Here is a 15212-nt window from a genome sequence, read left to right on the forward strand (position 1 = left end):
CTACGCCGTGAGGCTGTCAAGCTCGAGGTTCGACGTCCAAGCCGCAAGCATTTGGATAGCGTCGGTCCCTTCAGCTTCCATCTCAACCCCAGTGACGAGGTTTTCACTCCACGCAGCTATCTCGCCATCTTCGTCAAAATAAATCTCGAACCGGTAGCGATCGCCGTACCATTCCGCTTGCACGCCACCATCTGCGATTGGGGCAACGTGCGGCGACGGGACGTGGCGCTTCGCACTTAGAACGAACTCCAGGCACGCAGTCGCATGGGATAGCACAGATGGATTGACGGGAATGGCATCGTGACCATCCCAGCCCTCTTTCAACATTCGCAGGCTAGCAAACTGATTCCGCAAATCGATCAGCGCCGGATGCGGACGCGAGACGTTGCTGTTTTTCGGATGCGCCGTCTGCATCGCTGTCGCATTAGTTACGCAGCTTGTGTCGGTGGGCGCCCAACTCGACAGTCCAAACGCCACTTTGCTCAAGGGGGAAGCCGGCTTCCGGTTTCCTAGCCCTTGAACGCCTCGCCCATGGCAGATCGTGTTCGCTTGCTGCATCATAGATTCTAGATAGCACCTGTATCTTGGTTTACCACCCGGTCGAAAATTTCCAACGCAACCGAATGCCCGTACTCAAGGCAGTCGCCTACAGCGTCCCATTCACCGTTTGCGCTCATACGAACAGTCGTATCAAAGCCCAGAGCCGACGTACCGTCAGCGAGTGCGATCGGCGCGGTAATCTCAACCAGTGCATAACCGTCGCGCCCATCGCGAAGCGGCTCTGTCCAGCGATGCTCCAGCGACGTCATTGGAAATTTAAGCGCTGGATTGATCGTCCTGATTATTTCCGACATCTTCAGTTGCCTGCCGGACGCGGCGGCAATGATGGGAAATGCGTCAACATACGCGACTTCACTAACTGAGGGTTTTGGAAGCGCCAGACCCCGATCCTCAAGCCATCTTTTGAACATTCCCAGCGCGATCGCAAACCGATCTGCCACCGCTGTGAAACCGGGATAATCCGGTGCTTGATCCATCGGCTTAGTGCGAGCCCAAAGCACGGATAGGCGGTCGTTTTGGAACGCTACCTGCCAATCCATGGCGGGGCTAGCGAACATCATGCGAGGCAAACCGCCGACTTCAAGCTTCATCTCGAACGGGTTGGCTGACATCGGACCAGCACGATTAACCTGCTGAAAAATGGGAAACTCGCGCTCATACTGCCTGAACAGGTCCGCGAGATCGATTATCGATAAATTGTCGAGCGCCGGTTCGAAAGAGACAGTCAGCACCAACTGAACGATCGGGGGGTTCGGTGCGCTGGATTCGTTCATGAACTATCTATTCCGAGGAAACGGTAAACAATCAACCTACAAGCCTAGCGTAACCCACCTGAAGGGGCGACAGAGACACGCAATCACGGAGTCAGTGTAAACCGCGTGTAAACCGCTGATTCTAAGCTCACGCTAAATGCCTGATTTCATGGTCGGGGAGACAGGATTCGAACCTGCGACATCCTGCTCCCAAAGCAGGCGCGCTACCAGACTGCGCCACTCCCCGACGCGAAGCGCGGCCCTAGTCGCAAATGCCGCGCGGTACAAGCGTTGGTGGGCCCGGCAGGACTCGAACCCGCAACCTAGCCGTTATGAGCGGCCAGCTCTAACCATTGAGCTACAGGCCCACGCTGTACGTGCGGAGCGATAGCGTCGGGCGCGGGGATTGCGCAAGGGCGATCATGCCCTGCCCGCTTCCCGCGCGATCAGGCGGAGTCGCGTTCGACCAGGATCGGCGACATGACGACCGAGGGCGCATCCTCGCCCGCGATCCGGCGGAACAGCGCGGACACCATTTCATTGGCGCCACGGGCGATATCCTGGCGGACGGTCGTGATGCGCGGCACGGCGCTGGACGACAGCGGCAGGTCGTCATAGCCGACAACCGGCAGGTCACCCGGCACGCGCAGGCCGCGGTCGGCCAGCACCCGCAGCGTGGTCAGCGCGATGACGTCGGACGCGGCGGCGATGCCGTCGATCTCGCCACCGACGCGATCGAGATGCGCGGCGATCTCCTGCTCCATGATGTCGGATGCGAGATGGGTGTCGAGCTGGATCGGCGGCTTGGCGATGCCGGCCATCGCCATCGCCTGCGCCACGCCTTCGCAACGTTGCCGGATTTCAGGTGCGCGCAGTTCGCCCAGAAACGCGATGCGCTTGGCCCCGCGCTCGATCAGCCGTTCGCCCGCCAGCCGGCCGCCGGCGATATTGTCGGTGCCGACCGCGCAATGCACCTGGCCGGGCAGGTTGCTGCTGCCCCACGCCACCAGCGGGCGGTAGCGGCGGGCGACACGCTCGATCGTGTGGAACTGGTCGGACTGGCCGATCAGCAGCACGCCGTCCATCATCCCCGAATCGACGATCCGTTCCAGCCAGTCGGTCGCGTCCGGGATGACGCGCGACAGCATCAGGTCGTAACCGTCCTCGGTAAGCCGGTCGGCGAGGAATCCGAGCATGGTCATGAAGAACGGGTCGGACAGATGCTGGCGCCGCTCATGGCCCAGCGGAACGACCACGCCGATCACGCCGGTGCGCTGCGTCCGCAACCGGCTGGCCATCTGGTTCGGGCGAAAGCTGTGTTCGGCGGCCAGCGCCTGGATGCGGTCACGGGTTTCGGCATTGACCAGCGACTTGCCGGCCAGCGCGCGCGATACCGTACCCGGCGACACCCCGGCCAGCCGCGCCAGATCGGCAATCGTTCGTACGGGGGAACGCGCTGTCGAATATTCGTCCATGGCGTACTTGTAGGAACATATTGGATTGTTCGGCCAGCGGAATGTGACCGCGAGCAGCATGGTTGCAAACGATTGCAGGGCCAAGTAACGGCGATTGTAACGACACGGCTTGTCGCGACCTCGGTCGCTGCGGCATGACCGGGTTCCAGCGGAAGAGGATCGATCGATGGTTGCGGACAGGATGGTGGCCGGTGTCGAACTGGGCGGGACCAAGTCGATCGCGGTGATCGGACGGGGCGACACGATCCTCGACAGCTTCCGCGTGCCGACCACGACACCCGGCGAAACATTGGGAGCGCTGGCCGCGAAGCTCGCCGAATGGCGGCGAATCCATCGTCCCGAAGCGATCGGCATCGCCAGCTTCGGGCCGATCTCGGTTGAGCAAGGGCGGATGCTGCCGACGCCCAAGCCGCATTGGGCGGGCGCGGACATCGTCGGCCCCCTTGCCGCCGGGTTCGACCGGGTGGCGTTCCATACCGACGTGACCGGCGCGGCGCTGGGCGAAGGGCGCCATGGCGCCGGCGTCGGCCTGTCCGATTTCCTCTATGTCACGGTCGGCACCGGGGTTGGCATGGGAATCATCGCCAACGGGCAGCCGGTCACCGGCATGATGCACCCGGAGGCCGGGCATATCCGCGTGCGACGTCGCGCGGGCGACGATTTTGCCGGTGCCTGCCCGTTCCATGGCGATTGTCTTGAAGGGCTGGTCAGTGGGCCGGCGATCGCCGCACGGGCGGGCAAGCCGGCGCATCTGCTGACGGCCGACGATCCGGCGTGGCGCGATGTCGCCGATGCGCTGGGCGAGGCGTTCGCGATGCTGTTCCTCACCCTGTCCCCTGCCCGCCTCATCGTCGGCGGTGGCGTCGGGCTGGGTCAGCCGCAGGTGCTGCCGATGGTGCGCGAACGCACGGTCGCGGCGTTGGCCGGCTATCTGGGCTTCGTCGACGAGCACTCGATCGCCGAGCGGATCGTGCGGGCGGGCTTGGGCGATGAAGCCGGCCCGCTCGGCACCTTGGTCATGGCGCAGGGCGTGCTCCCGGGCGCCTAATCCGCGTCGGACTTGTCGGTCCCGGTTGCGTCGTTGTGGGCGCCGCCCGGACCGCCATGATAGTCCTTTTCGCTCTGCCCGCCATCGAAGCGGCCGGCATCGCTGTCGTCATGCGGGTTGGGATAGGCGCCGCCGGCAGATTCGCCGCCGCTGGGCGAAGTATTGACGCCATCGGGTTTGGCGGCGTCGGAACCGCCACCGACCGCCTGATTGGGTTGCTTTCCGTCGTCGGTCATCGCGCGCTTCTCCTTGCCGTTCAGGGAGTTAACGCACGAAGACCGATGCCGGGTGCGTTACGCCAGCACGAAGCTGCCATTGACGCCGTCCGCCTCGGCCGATGGTGCGACCCAGATGCGGAAGCTGCCCGGTTCGACGGTCGGGCGATTCTGCGTGCCGATGAAGCGCAGATCGTCGGCGCGCAGGGTGAACTCCACGATCTTCGATTCACCGGGCGCTAGTGCCACCCGCTGAAACGCCTTCAGCTCGCGCACCGGACGGGTGATGCTGGCGGCAACGTCGTGGATGTAGAGCTGCACCACCTCGGTCGCGGCGCGGGTGCCGCTGTTGGTGATGCGCGCGCGGACCTTCAGCGCGCCGTCGGTGTTCAGCCGCCCGCCGCCGAGATCGAGGTCGCTATAGGCGATACGACCATAGGTCAGGCCGTGCCCGAACGGGAAGCGGGCGGCATTGGGCCCTTCGCGATAGCGCGCCTTATATTCGGCGAGCGGCCCCGGCGGGTTCGGGCGACCGGTGGTCTTGTGCGCATAATAATAGGGCTGCTGCCCGGTCGAATAGGGGAAGCTGACCGGTAGGCGAGCGGACGGCGACATGTCGCCGAACAGGATGTCGGCGGTCGCCGGGCCGCTCTGCGATCCCAGGAACCAAGTGACGAGGATCGCACGCGCATCCAGCACCGGCTTTTCCAGCACCATCGCCCGGCCGTTGCGCAGCAAGACGACGGTCGGCTTGCCGGTCGCGAGCACCGCCTGCGCCAGATCGAGCTGCGCCTGCGGAATACCGATATCGACCCGCGACTGCGCCTCGCCCGACATGCGCTGCGATTCGCCGATCGCCAGCAGCACCACATCGGCCTGCGAGGCGGCGATTACCGCCGCCTCGATCCCGCCGGGGATCGCATCGGTGATGCCCGATCCGTCGACGGCGGTGACCAGCGAGGGATCGGTAACCGCCGCGCGCACGCCGGTCAGCAGGTCGACCGCCTCGGCATCCGAACCATAGACGTTCCACGTGCCGATCAGTTCGCGCTGCCCCTGCACGAACGGGCCGATCAGCGCGATCTTCTTGCCCGACTTGGCCAGCGGCAGCAGGTCGCCGTCATTCTTCAGCATCACGATCGACCGCGCACCGGCCTCACGGGACAGCTTGAGGTGCGCAGCCGTCCGCACCCGCTGCTTTTCGCGGCGCGGATCGATCCGGCGGAACGGATCGTCGAACAGGCCGAGCTGCGCCTTCAAGGCCAGCACGCGGCGCACCGCCTGATCGAGCCGCGCCATCGGCACCTCGCCCTTCGCCACAAGGTCGGGCAAGTGCTTGATATAGAAACCCGACTGCATCGACATGTCGACGCCCGCCAGGAAGGCGAGCTTCGTCGCCTCGCGCGCATCGGCGGCGAAGCCGTGGGCGATCAGTTCCTCGTCACCGGTATAGTCGGACACGACCAGCCCGCCGAACCCCCACTCCTTGCGCAGGATCGTGTCGAGCAACCACGGATTCGCGGTCGCCGGCACGCCGGACAATTCGTTGAACGACGCCATCGTCGTCGGCGCACCGGCGGCGAAGGCGCTCTGGAACGGCGGGAAATAGGTTTCGCGCAACGTCCGTTCGGAGATATCGACCGTGTTATAGTCCAGTCCGGCCTCCGCCGCGCCATAGGCGGCGAAATGCTTCGCGCAGGCGGCAACGGCGTCGTCGGCGGTCAGCCCGCGACGGCCCTGGAAGCCACGCACCCGGGCATCGGCCATGACCTTGCCCAGCAGCAGGTCCTCGCCCGCCCCTTCGATACCGCGACCCCAGCGCTGGTCGCGGGCGATGTCGACCATCGGTGCGAAGGTCCAGTCGATGCCCGCCGCCGACGCCTCGACCGCCGCCGCGCGCGCGGTACGTTCGGCGAGGTCGGCGTCGAAGCTGCCCGCCTCCGCCAGCGGCATCGGGAACACGGTGCGGAAACCATGGATGATGTCGGCGGCGAACAGCAGCGGCACCTTCAGCCGCTGCTCGCGCATCGCGACCGTCTGCATCCGGCGCGCCATTTCCGCACCATTGCCGTTGAACACGCCGGTCAGCCGCCCGGTGCGAACCTGCGCCAGCTGCTCGTCGAACGTCGCGGTCGCGCTGATCGGGTTGAGCGCATTCGCGGCGCCCCCCGCCCAGGCGGCGGCCATCAACGTCAGCTGGCCGCATTTTTCCTCGACCGTCATCTGGCCGATCAGCGCCTCGACCGATGCCGGCAGGCGGTCGCCCGCCTGTGCCAGTAGCGCCCGAGCCGGTGACGCGCTCCACGCCGCCACGGCACCCGCGCCCATCAACCATGCGCGGCGCGAAATGCGGATGTCTTCCATGCGATCCCCTCTGTGTCGTTTGCGCAACGATCCAGTCGCGCCGGTGTTTCAAATCTGTGTTGTCGAATCTGGTGTTGAAGCGCGTTGTAGATTCATGTAACCGGTTACATCAAGAGCGAACGGCAGGCGGCCGTCGGATTCGTCGCGAATAGGCGCGGCGACGCAGGGAGTGGACCGAAAGAGCATGGCGAATGCCACCATCCGCGATGTGGCTCGCGCGGCGGACGTGTCCGTCGCTTCGGTTTCGCGCGTCCTCAACCGGCACGAAAACGTCCGCCCCGCGCTGCGCGAGAAGGTGGAGGCCGCCGCACAGGCGCTCGGCTATGTCCCGCATGCCGGAGCGCGCTCGCTCAGCCTGGCGTGGTCCAACGCGATCGGCGTGGTGTTGCCGGACCTGCACGGTGAATTCTTTTCCGAACTGCTGCGCGGCATGGACCGCGAGGCGTCGGAGCGCGGGCTGCAACTCCTGCTGTCCAACATGCATGCCGATCCGGCGCGCGGCGTCGAGGCGCTGCACACGATGCGCGGGCGGGTCGACGGGCTGGTGGTGATGGCACCGCATATCGACCCGGACCAGCTGTTCGGCCACCTGCCCCCCGGCGTCCCGGCGGTGCTGGTCAGCTGCGCCCCGCACCATCAGCCACGCCCCGAACTGCGCATCGACAACGCAGCCGGCGCGCGGACGATGGTCGAGCATCTGGTCGCGACCGGACGGCGACGGATCGTGCATCTGGCGGGTCCTGCCGGAAATATCGATGCCGAGGAACGACTTGCGGGATACCGTGCGGCGATGGCCGCCGCCGGCCTCGAATCCGTCGTCGAATATGGAACCTTTCTCGAAGAGTCGGGCGTTTCCGTAGCGGAACGACTGGTTCGGGAGGGGACGGATGTCGATGCGGTTTTCGCCGCGAACGACATGATGGCGATCGGCGCATTGATGGCATTTCGCCGCGCCGGCATCGCCGTTCCCGGGCGGGTGGCAATCGCCGGGTTCGACGACATCCCGCTCGCCCGCCTCATCTCGCCATCGCTCACCACCCTGCGAATCGACATCGCAGGTCTCGGTGAACGCGCGGTCGCGCGCCTGATCGAACAGATCGACGGCCGCGACGACCGCAGCGTCGAACTGCGCGCACCGATGCTGGTCGTGCGCGACACCACTTCACCAAGGGAAGACCCGGAAAACCGGGAACAAAGGGGAATATACGCATGAGGAAAACCATGATCCGCGCGGCGCTCGCCGCCGCGACGACGCTGGCCACGGGGGCGTTTGTCGCCCCGATGGCGGCGCACGCCCAGGTCGGACAGGCCTCGCTGCGCGGGACGATCACGTCGCCCGCGGATAACAAGGCGACCCAGGTCACCGCGGTCGAAGTCGCGACCGGCATCCGCCGTACCGCCACGATCGCGGCCGACGGGACGTACAACTTCGCCTCGCTGCGCGCCGGCACCTATCGGCTGGAAATCCAGCTGACCAACGGCACGCGCAATTCGGACGAATTCACGCTGCGCGTCGGCCAGAATGCGGGCCTCGACCTCGACCTGACGACCGCCGCCGCCGCTCCGGCCGGTGAGACGACCGAAACCGATCCGGGCAGCGTCGCGTCGAACGACGAGGAAATCATCGTCACCGGCAGCCGCATCCGCACCCTGTCGGGCGGTCAGGTCGGCATCAACATCACGCAGCGCCTGATCGAGCAGCTGCCGCAGAACAACCGCAACTTCCTCGCCTTCGCCGATCTGGCGCCGGGCGTCCGCTTCGTCGAGGAAGGCGCCAACGGCCAGGCCCGCCTGCAGGGCGGCGCACAGCGGTCGAACTCGGTCAACGTGTTCATCGATGGCGTCAGCCAGAAGGATTACGTCCTGAAGAACGGCGTCACCGGTCAGGATTCGTCGCCGGGCAACCCGTTCCCGCAGCTCGCCATCGGCGAATATCAGGTGCTGTCGTCGAACTATAAGGCGGAGTTCGACCAGGTCAGCTCCGTCGCGATCGTCGCCGGCACCAAGTCGGGCACGAACGAGTTCCATGGCGAAGGCTTCATCGATTACACGAACCAGGATCTGCGCGACCGCCGTCCGACCGAACTGTTCCCGACCCGCGTCGCCAAGGTCGATACCAAGGACATGCAGTACGGCGTCGCGCTGGGCGGTCCGATCATCAAGGACGTCGCGCACTTCTTCGTCACCTACGAAGGCAAGCGGCAGGAACGCCCGGTCGACGTACTGCCGGGCAACGGCGTCGACATCAACGTGATCCCCGCCGACCTGCGCTCGCGCTTCGGCAACTTCACCAACACGTTCAACGAAGACCTGATCTTCGGCAAGATCGACGTCTCGCCGACCGCGGAAGACCTGTTCGAATTTTCGGGCCGGTACCGCAAGGAAAGCGGTGACGACCTCGGCAGCGGGATCAGCGCGTTTTCGACCCGGACCAACAATTCGGTGAAGGACATTCGCGGCCTTGCCCGGTGGCAGCACACCGCCGACAACTGGATCAACGACTTCCGCGTGTCGTACGAGGATGTGGTCTGGTCGCCGCGCCCGGTCGAACAGTCGATCAACCAGTTCTTCCAGCGTACCGAAATCACCGGCACCAGCACGCGGCGCATCGACCTGTTGCGCATCGGTGGCGGCACCAACTTCCAGGAAAAGGGCCAGAAGGGCTGGACCGTCCAGAACGACTTCACCTTTACCGGCCTTGAAGGACACACCTTCAAAACGGGCGTGAAGGCGAAGTGGGTCAACCTGAACACGCTCGAACAGAACAACATCAACGGTTCCTATACCTATGATGTCAACCTGTTCAGTCAGAACGGCTTCCAGACCGATGTTCCCTACCGTCTCGTATTCGGCGCTCCCAGCGGCTTCGGTAGGTCGAACATCGAATCGAAGAACTTCCAGTTCGGCATCTACGCGCAGGACGATTGGGACGTTACCGATCGCCTGACGCTGAACCTGGGTGTGCGCTGGGATTACGAACGTACTCCGGCGTTCCTCGACTTCGTGACGCCGCAGTCGAACCTGACGGCGATCTCGGCCGCGCAATATCCGAACCTGCAGAACGCCGATTACAACATCAACGACTATATCTCGACCGGCAACAACCGGAAGGCGTTCATGGGCGCCATCCAGCCGCGCGTCGGCTTCACCTATCGCGTCGACCAAGATGGCCGTTTCACGGTCTTCGGCGGCTTCGGCCGGTCGTACGACCGCAACCAGTTCGACTTCCTCCAGCAGGAATTGTCGGTCGGTGCGTTCCAGCAACGCACTTTCCTGTTCCAGGGCGCGGACCAGCTGAACCCGTGCACGCCGTCCTCGACCTGTATCGCGTGGAACCCGATCTATCTGACCGCGGAAGGCCGCGCGCAGTTGGCATCGAGCAGCACGGGCGGCGGGCGCGAACTGCGCTTCATCAAGAACGATCTGAAGATGCCGTATTCGGACCAGTTCTCGCTGGGCTTCCGGTCGCGCTTCAACCCGATCGAACTCGAAGTCGGCTATCAGCATATCTCGAGCCGCGACGGCTTCGTGTATCTGCTGGGTAACCGTCGTCCCGACGGGTCGTTCTTCGCGCCGGCTCCGACTGCCCAGAACCCGACGCCGCAGTCGCCGTTCGGCTTCACGCCGCCGGGCTTCGGTTCGATCATCATCGGCGACAACGGTCTCAAGACCGACGCGGACTCGGCCTATGTCAAGCTGACCAAGCCGTATTCGCCGACGTCGCCGTGGAGCCTCGACGCGACCTACACCTTCACCGAAGCGTCGGAAAACCGGCAGTTCGGCGAAACCTTCAGCCTCGATTTCCCGTCGATCGACGACTACCCGACGCTGCGGTCGGCCGGCGTGCCGCGCCATCGTTTCGTCATGGCGGGTAGCGTCGACACGCCGATCGGCCTAACGCTGTCGAGCAAGTTCTCGATCGAGTCGCCGATGTTCATGGTGACGTCGTTCGACAGCTCGAACCCGTACCAGCGCAACTTCGTCGGGCGGTTCCGCGACAGCCTCGGCGATCAGTGGGGCCGTCGTCAGCTCGACGTCGCCGCGACGAAGTACATCCCGATCCGGTTCGTCAACGATACCGCACGGATCCGCTTCCGCGTCGATATCATCAACCTGATGAACGATCGCAACTATATCGACTTCAACAACAGCCCGCTCGACAACAGCCGCACGGACGGCACGCAGTCAGTCTATGGCGAGCGGTCGTCGTTCAGCATCGGCGGCAACCAGCCGCGCACGATCAAGCTGTCGGCGGGTTTCAACTTCTAACCCCTTCCCTCCCCCTGCCGGGACAGGCTCCCCGCCTGTCCCGGCTTTTTTGTGACTGCTCAACTCAAGGGGCCTGCAACGTGATCGATCGCCGCTTCTTCCTTGCCGCCAGCACCGCCGCGCTTGTCGGGGCCTGCACGCCACGGACCGGGATCGCACCCGCCCCTGCCAGCAATCCCGATCTTCTGTCCGATATTCAGGAGCGGGCGTTCCGCTTCTTCTGGGACACGACCGATGCCGCGACCGGCCTTGCGCCCGATCGCTGGCCGACGCCCAGCTTCGCCTCGATCGCCGCGATCGGCTTTGCGCTGACCGCCTATGGCGTCGGCGAGAAACATGGCTGGATCACCCGCCAGCAACATGCCGAACGCACGCTCACCACGCTCGAATTTCTCGCCCGGGCGCCGCAGGGCGACGGCGAGACCGGGTTCAGCGGCTATAAGGGGTTCTTCTACCACTTCCTCGGCGTGACTCAGGGGCTGCGTTTCGCCCGGTGCGAGCTGTCGACGATCGACACCGCGCTGCTGCTCGGCGGCGTGCTGTTCGCACAAAGCTGGTTCGACCGTGCTGACCCGACCGAGACACGCATCCGCGACCTTGCCGAGCAGCTCTATCGCGCGGTCGAATGGGACTGGATCGTGCCCCGCCCGCCGTTCGTGTCGATGGGCTGGCACCCGGAGAGCGGCTTCATCCGCTCCGACTGGAACATCTATAACGAGGGCATGATCCTGTACGTGTTGGCGCTGGCCAGCCCGACGCATCCGCTGCCGGCCGAAACCTGGGCGCAGCTGACGCAGCAGTTCGACAAGAGCTGGGGCAATCGCTGGGGTGAGCCGCACCTGCAATTCGCGCCGATGTTCGGCCATCAGTACAGCCATGTCTGGATCGATTTCCGCGGCATCCGCGATCCCTATATCGCGTCGAAGGGCATCGATTATTTCGAGAACAGCCGCCGCGCGACCTATGCCCAGCGCGCCTATGCCAATGAGAATCCGGGGCAGAAGGTCGGCTATGGCGACGACTGCTGGGGCCTGACCGCCTGCGACGGACCGGGCGATTTCAAGGTGACGATCGACGGGCGGGTGCGCGAATTCTACAGCTATTCCGCGCGCGGGCCGGGCGAGCGTGACGACGGGACGGTCGCGCCCACCGCGGCACTGGGATCGATCGCGTTTGCGCCCGAGATCGTCGAGCCGATGATCGGAAAGATGCACGCGCGCTATGGCGCCGGTATCTATGACAGATACGGCTTCCTCGACAGCTTCAACCCGACGCTGACCCGCACCGACGAACCGCTCAAGCATGGCAAGCTGGTGGCGGGCGTGGGCTGGGTCGATGGCGATTATCTGGGCATCGACCAGGGGCCGATCGTGCTGATGATCGAGAACCGCCGGTCGGGGATGATCTGGGAGGTGATGCGGCGCAATCCGCATATCCGCCGCGGGCTGGAGCGCGCCGGGTTCAAGGGGGGCTGGCTGGCGTGATCCCGGTCGTCCTGCTCGCTGCGGCGGCACAGGCGCAGCCGCTCGACCGCTTCGACGATGTGGCGGCATGGCGCGCGGCATCGTCGGACGGGGTCAGCGCGACGGCGACTGCGGTGCCCGGCGTGACGGATAAGGCGCTGCAACTGCGCTACGATTTCGCCAAGGTGTCGGGCTATGCGTTCGTGCGGCGGACGCTGCCGATCACCTTCCCGCCCAACTGGGAAATGCGGCTGAAGGTTCGCGGCACCGGCGGCGTCAACGACCTGCAGATCAAGTTCACCGACGCCGATGGCACCAATGTCTGGTGGGTGACCAAGCCCAATTTCCGTCCCTCCGCCGAATGGCAGGAACTGCGCATCCGCCCGCGCGACGTGCAGTTCGCCTGGGGACCGACCACCGACAAGACGCTGAAAGCCACGCAGGCGGTCGAGATCGTCGTGGTGCGCGGGCGAGACGGCGGGGCAGGCACGATCGAGGTCGACGACTGGACCTTCGAAGCCCTGCCCCCGCCCCGCCCGCTGCCCGCCCCGGTGGCGAGCGATCCGCGCGCGATCGATGGCGACCGGACGACCGCCGCCAAAGGACCCGTGACGATCGACTTCGGTGGCCAGCGCGAACTGGGTGGGCTGGTGCTGCACTGGGCGGGTGCTGCGACCGCCTACGCCATCGAGGCAAGCGACGACCGCCGCCGCTGGCGCACGCTGCGCAGCGTGCGCCACGGCGATGGCGGCGGCGATCCTATCGCGCTGCCCGATACCGAAACGCGCTATCTGCGGATCGGCGGGGCAAAGGGGCTGGCCGAGGTCGAGGTCAAGGATCGCTCCTGGGCGGAAACGCCCAACGCTTTCGTCGCCGATCTTGCCCGCAACGCCCCGCGCGGACGCTTCCCACGCGGCTTCACCGAACAAAGCTATTGGACGCTCGTCGCCAGTGATGGCGGTGCGGTCAGCGGGCTGATCGGCGAAGATGGCGCGATCGAGATCGCGAAGGGCGGTTTCTCGGTCGAACCTTTTGTGGTGGAAAATGGCCGGACGATCGCGTGGAGCGACGTCGCGACCGGTCATTCCCTTGAAAACGGCTATCTGCCGATACCCCATGCGCTGTGGACCGCCGCCGGGTGGACGCTCGACACCAGCCTGTTCGCCGATGCCGACAGCAAGCGGCTAATGGCGCGCTGGACGCTCAAGAACACCGGCGACGTCGCGCGCACGCTGCGACTGGTGCTGGCGGTGCGGCCGTTCCAGGTGAACCCGCCTGCGCAGTTCCTGAGCCAGCGCGGCGGGGTCAGTCCGATTGCGACGCTGGCATGGGACGGCAGCGCGATGGCGGTGACGACGCCCGGCGCGATTGCCGGCGATGCGGCGGTAACGCGGCGGCTGTTCCCGCTGACCGCCCCGGCGCAGGCTTGGGCCAAGCCGTTCGATCAGGGCGCGCTTGCCGACCCTGCCGAACCGGGCAAGGCCATGCGGGTCGAGGATCCGACGCAACTCGCCTCGGGCGGGTTGGCCTATGACATCACGCTGGCGCCCGGCGAAAGCTGGAGCACGGCGATGGCACTGGGCGGCGACGCGTCGGTCACGCAGGCCGCGCTGGACAGCGCGCATGCCGCGACACGCGCCAGCTGGCAACGGACGCTGGGCGCAGTGACGATGAACGTGCCGACGATGAAGCAGCCGCTGGCCGATACGGTCAAGTCGGCGCTGGCGCAGGTGCTGATGAGCCGCGACGGACCCGCGCTGAAGCCCGGCACGCGTTCCTATGATCGCAGCTGGATCCGTGACGGCGCGATGATGACCGAGACGATGCTGCGCATGGGCGTCGTTGCGCCGGGTCGCGCGTTCGCCGACTGGTACGGCCCGAACCTGTTCGCCAACGGCAAGGTGCCGTGCTGTGTCGATGCGCGCGGGCCGGACCCGGTGCCGGAAAATGACAGTCACGGGCAGTATATTCACCTCGTCACCGACCTGTACCGCTATACCGGGGACAAGGCGGCACTGGAGCGCGACTGGCCGAAGCTGGACGCGGCGCGGCGCTATATGGAAAGCCTCGCCCAGTCCGAACGGACCGCTGCCAACCAGACGCCCGAGCGGCGGATGCTGTACGGGCTGATGCCGCCGTCGATCAGCCATGAAGGCTATTCGGCCAAGGCGCAGTACAGCCTGTGGGACGATTTCTGGGCGCTGACCGGGTATAAGGACGCCGCCTTTGCCGCGCGGGTGCTGAACAAGCCCGAGGCGGCGGAGATCGAAGCGCAGCGCGACCGGTTCCAGCGTGACCTACACGCCGCGATCGCGGCGGCAGTCCGGTTCTGGAAGATCGACTATATCCCCGGTGCGACCAGCCTGGGCGATTTCGACGCGACCTCGACCACCATGGGGCTCGATCCGGCGGGCGAACAGGCGCGGCTCGACCCGAAACTGCTGGCTAATACCTTCGACAGGCAATGGCGGCGGGTGATGACGCGGCCGGTCAGCAGCGACTGGAGCGATTACACGCCCTATGAACTGCGCAACGTGTCGGCGATGGTCCGGCTGGGCCGGCGTGAGCGGGCGAACCGGATGCTCGATTTCTACATGGGCGACCGGCGGCCGGGCGGGTGGAATGGCTGGGCAGAGGTGGTCGGGCGCGATCAGCGTGAAATCCGCTTCCTGGGGGATGTGCCGCATGCCTGGGTCGCATCGGACTATATTCGCGCCGCGCTCGACCTGTTCGCCTATGTCGATCAGGACGCCCAAGCGATCGTACTGGCGGGTGGGCTGGACGACGACTGGCTTGCCGAGAAGGGATCGGACGTGCGCGGCCTGCGCACCCCCTATGGCACCGTCGATCTCGCCATCCGTGCCGACGGCGACGCGGTCGTCGCGACCATCGGCGGCGGAGCGATGCCGCCCGGCGGCTTCGTCCTGCCCTGGCCACTGAGCGGCGAAGCCGGCCGGGCGACGATCGACGGCAAGGCGGTGAAAATCGCCAGCGACGGCCTGCACATTCCGGCGCGAAACGGACCAATTTCCGTCAGGATGGAACGGCGACGCTGACATGTCGTT

Annotated in this window: 10 protein-coding genes and 2 tRNA genes; 5 read left to right on the top strand and 7 right to left on the bottom strand. The window is 65.5% G+C overall.

Translation table 11 applies throughout. The annotated features are described in order from the left end of the window. The 5 genes from PPZ50_RS14685 to PPZ50_RS14705 form a co-directional block, all read right to left on the bottom strand. Positions 1 to 414 (bottom strand): hypothetical protein, encoded by a 414-nt coding sequence (locus tag PPZ50_RS14685; RefSeq protein WP_272815418.1) that lies wholly within the window; start codon positions 412 to 414, stop codon positions 1 to 3. A gap of 152 nt (positions 415 to 566) precedes the next feature. Next, on the bottom strand, positions 567 to 1334 hold the full coding sequence (locus tag PPZ50_RS14690) for a TIGR04255 family protein (RefSeq protein WP_272815419.1): 768 nt from the start codon (positions 1332 to 1334) through the stop codon (positions 567 to 569). Between the two features lie 149 nt (positions 1335 to 1483). Then, positions 1484 to 1560: transfer RNA gene (locus PPZ50_RS14695), tRNA-Pro, on the bottom strand. A 45-nt stretch (positions 1561 to 1605) separates the two neighbouring features. Then, positions 1606 to 1681: transfer RNA gene (locus PPZ50_RS14700), tRNA-Ile, on the bottom strand. Positions 1682 to 1759: 78 nt separating this feature from the next. After that, positions 1760 to 2788 (bottom strand): LacI family DNA-binding transcriptional regulator, encoded by a 1029-nt coding sequence (locus PPZ50_RS14705; RefSeq protein ID WP_066693121.1) that lies wholly within the window; start codon positions 2786 to 2788, stop codon positions 1760 to 1762. Positions 2789 to 2954: 166 nt separating this feature from the next. Here PPZ50_RS14705 and PPZ50_RS14710 point away from each other — a divergent pair, with 166 nt between their 5' ends. Next, a complete protein-coding gene (locus tag PPZ50_RS14710) occupies positions 2955 to 3836 on the top strand; it encodes an ROK family protein (protein WP_232308036.1) in 882 nt (293 codons plus the stop codon). Here PPZ50_RS14710 and PPZ50_RS14715 read toward each other — a convergent pair. Both PPZ50_RS14715 and PPZ50_RS14720 read right to left on the bottom strand, forming a co-directional pair. Beyond that, positions 3833 to 4072 carry a hypothetical protein gene (locus tag PPZ50_RS14715; protein ID WP_066693127.1) on the bottom strand — a complete coding sequence of 80 codons (240 nt, stop codon included), beginning with the start codon at positions 4070 to 4072 and terminating at the stop codon, positions 3833 to 3835. The two genes, PPZ50_RS14710 and PPZ50_RS14715, sit on opposite strands and share 4 nt — an antisense overlap. A gap of 57 nt (positions 4073 to 4129) precedes the next feature. After that, positions 4130 to 6415, bottom strand: coding sequence for a glycoside hydrolase family 3 N-terminal domain-containing protein (locus tag PPZ50_RS14720; protein WP_126013895.1), 2286 nt, complete (start codon positions 6413 to 6415; stop codon positions 4130 to 4132). A gap of 184 nt (positions 6416 to 6599) precedes the next feature. Here PPZ50_RS14720 and PPZ50_RS14725 point away from each other — a divergent pair, with 184 nt between their 5' ends. From PPZ50_RS14725 to PPZ50_RS14740, 4 genes are all read left to right on the top strand, one after another. Further along, positions 6600 to 7628, top strand: coding sequence for a LacI family DNA-binding transcriptional regulator (locus PPZ50_RS14725; RefSeq protein WP_066693135.1), 1029 nt, complete (start codon positions 6600 to 6602; stop codon positions 7626 to 7628). After that, on the top strand, positions 7625 to 10684 hold the full coding sequence (locus PPZ50_RS14730; RefSeq protein WP_241215463.1) for a TonB-dependent receptor: 3060 nt from the start codon (positions 7625 to 7627) through the stop codon (positions 10682 to 10684). The genes PPZ50_RS14725 and PPZ50_RS14730 overlap by 4 nt, the downstream gene beginning before the upstream one ends. A gap of 80 nt (positions 10685 to 10764) precedes the next feature. After that, complete coding sequence (locus PPZ50_RS14735; RefSeq protein ID WP_066693140.1) at positions 10765 to 12168, top strand: glucoamylase family protein; 1404 nt, start codon at positions 10765 to 10767, stop codon at positions 12166 to 12168. Further along, on the top strand, positions 12165 to 15203 hold the full coding sequence (locus tag PPZ50_RS14740) for a discoidin domain-containing protein (protein WP_272815420.1): 3039 nt from the start codon (positions 12165 to 12167) through the stop codon (positions 15201 to 15203). Before PPZ50_RS14735 ends, PPZ50_RS14740 begins: the two co-directional genes overlap by 4 nt. Positions 15204 to 15212 lie beyond the last annotated feature (9 nt).

It is taken from the genome of Sphingomonas hankookensis (genome assembly GCF_028551275.1).
GTDB classification, from domain to species: Bacteria; Pseudomonadota; Alphaproteobacteria; order Sphingomonadales; family Sphingomonadaceae; genus Sphingomonas; species Sphingomonas hankookensis_A.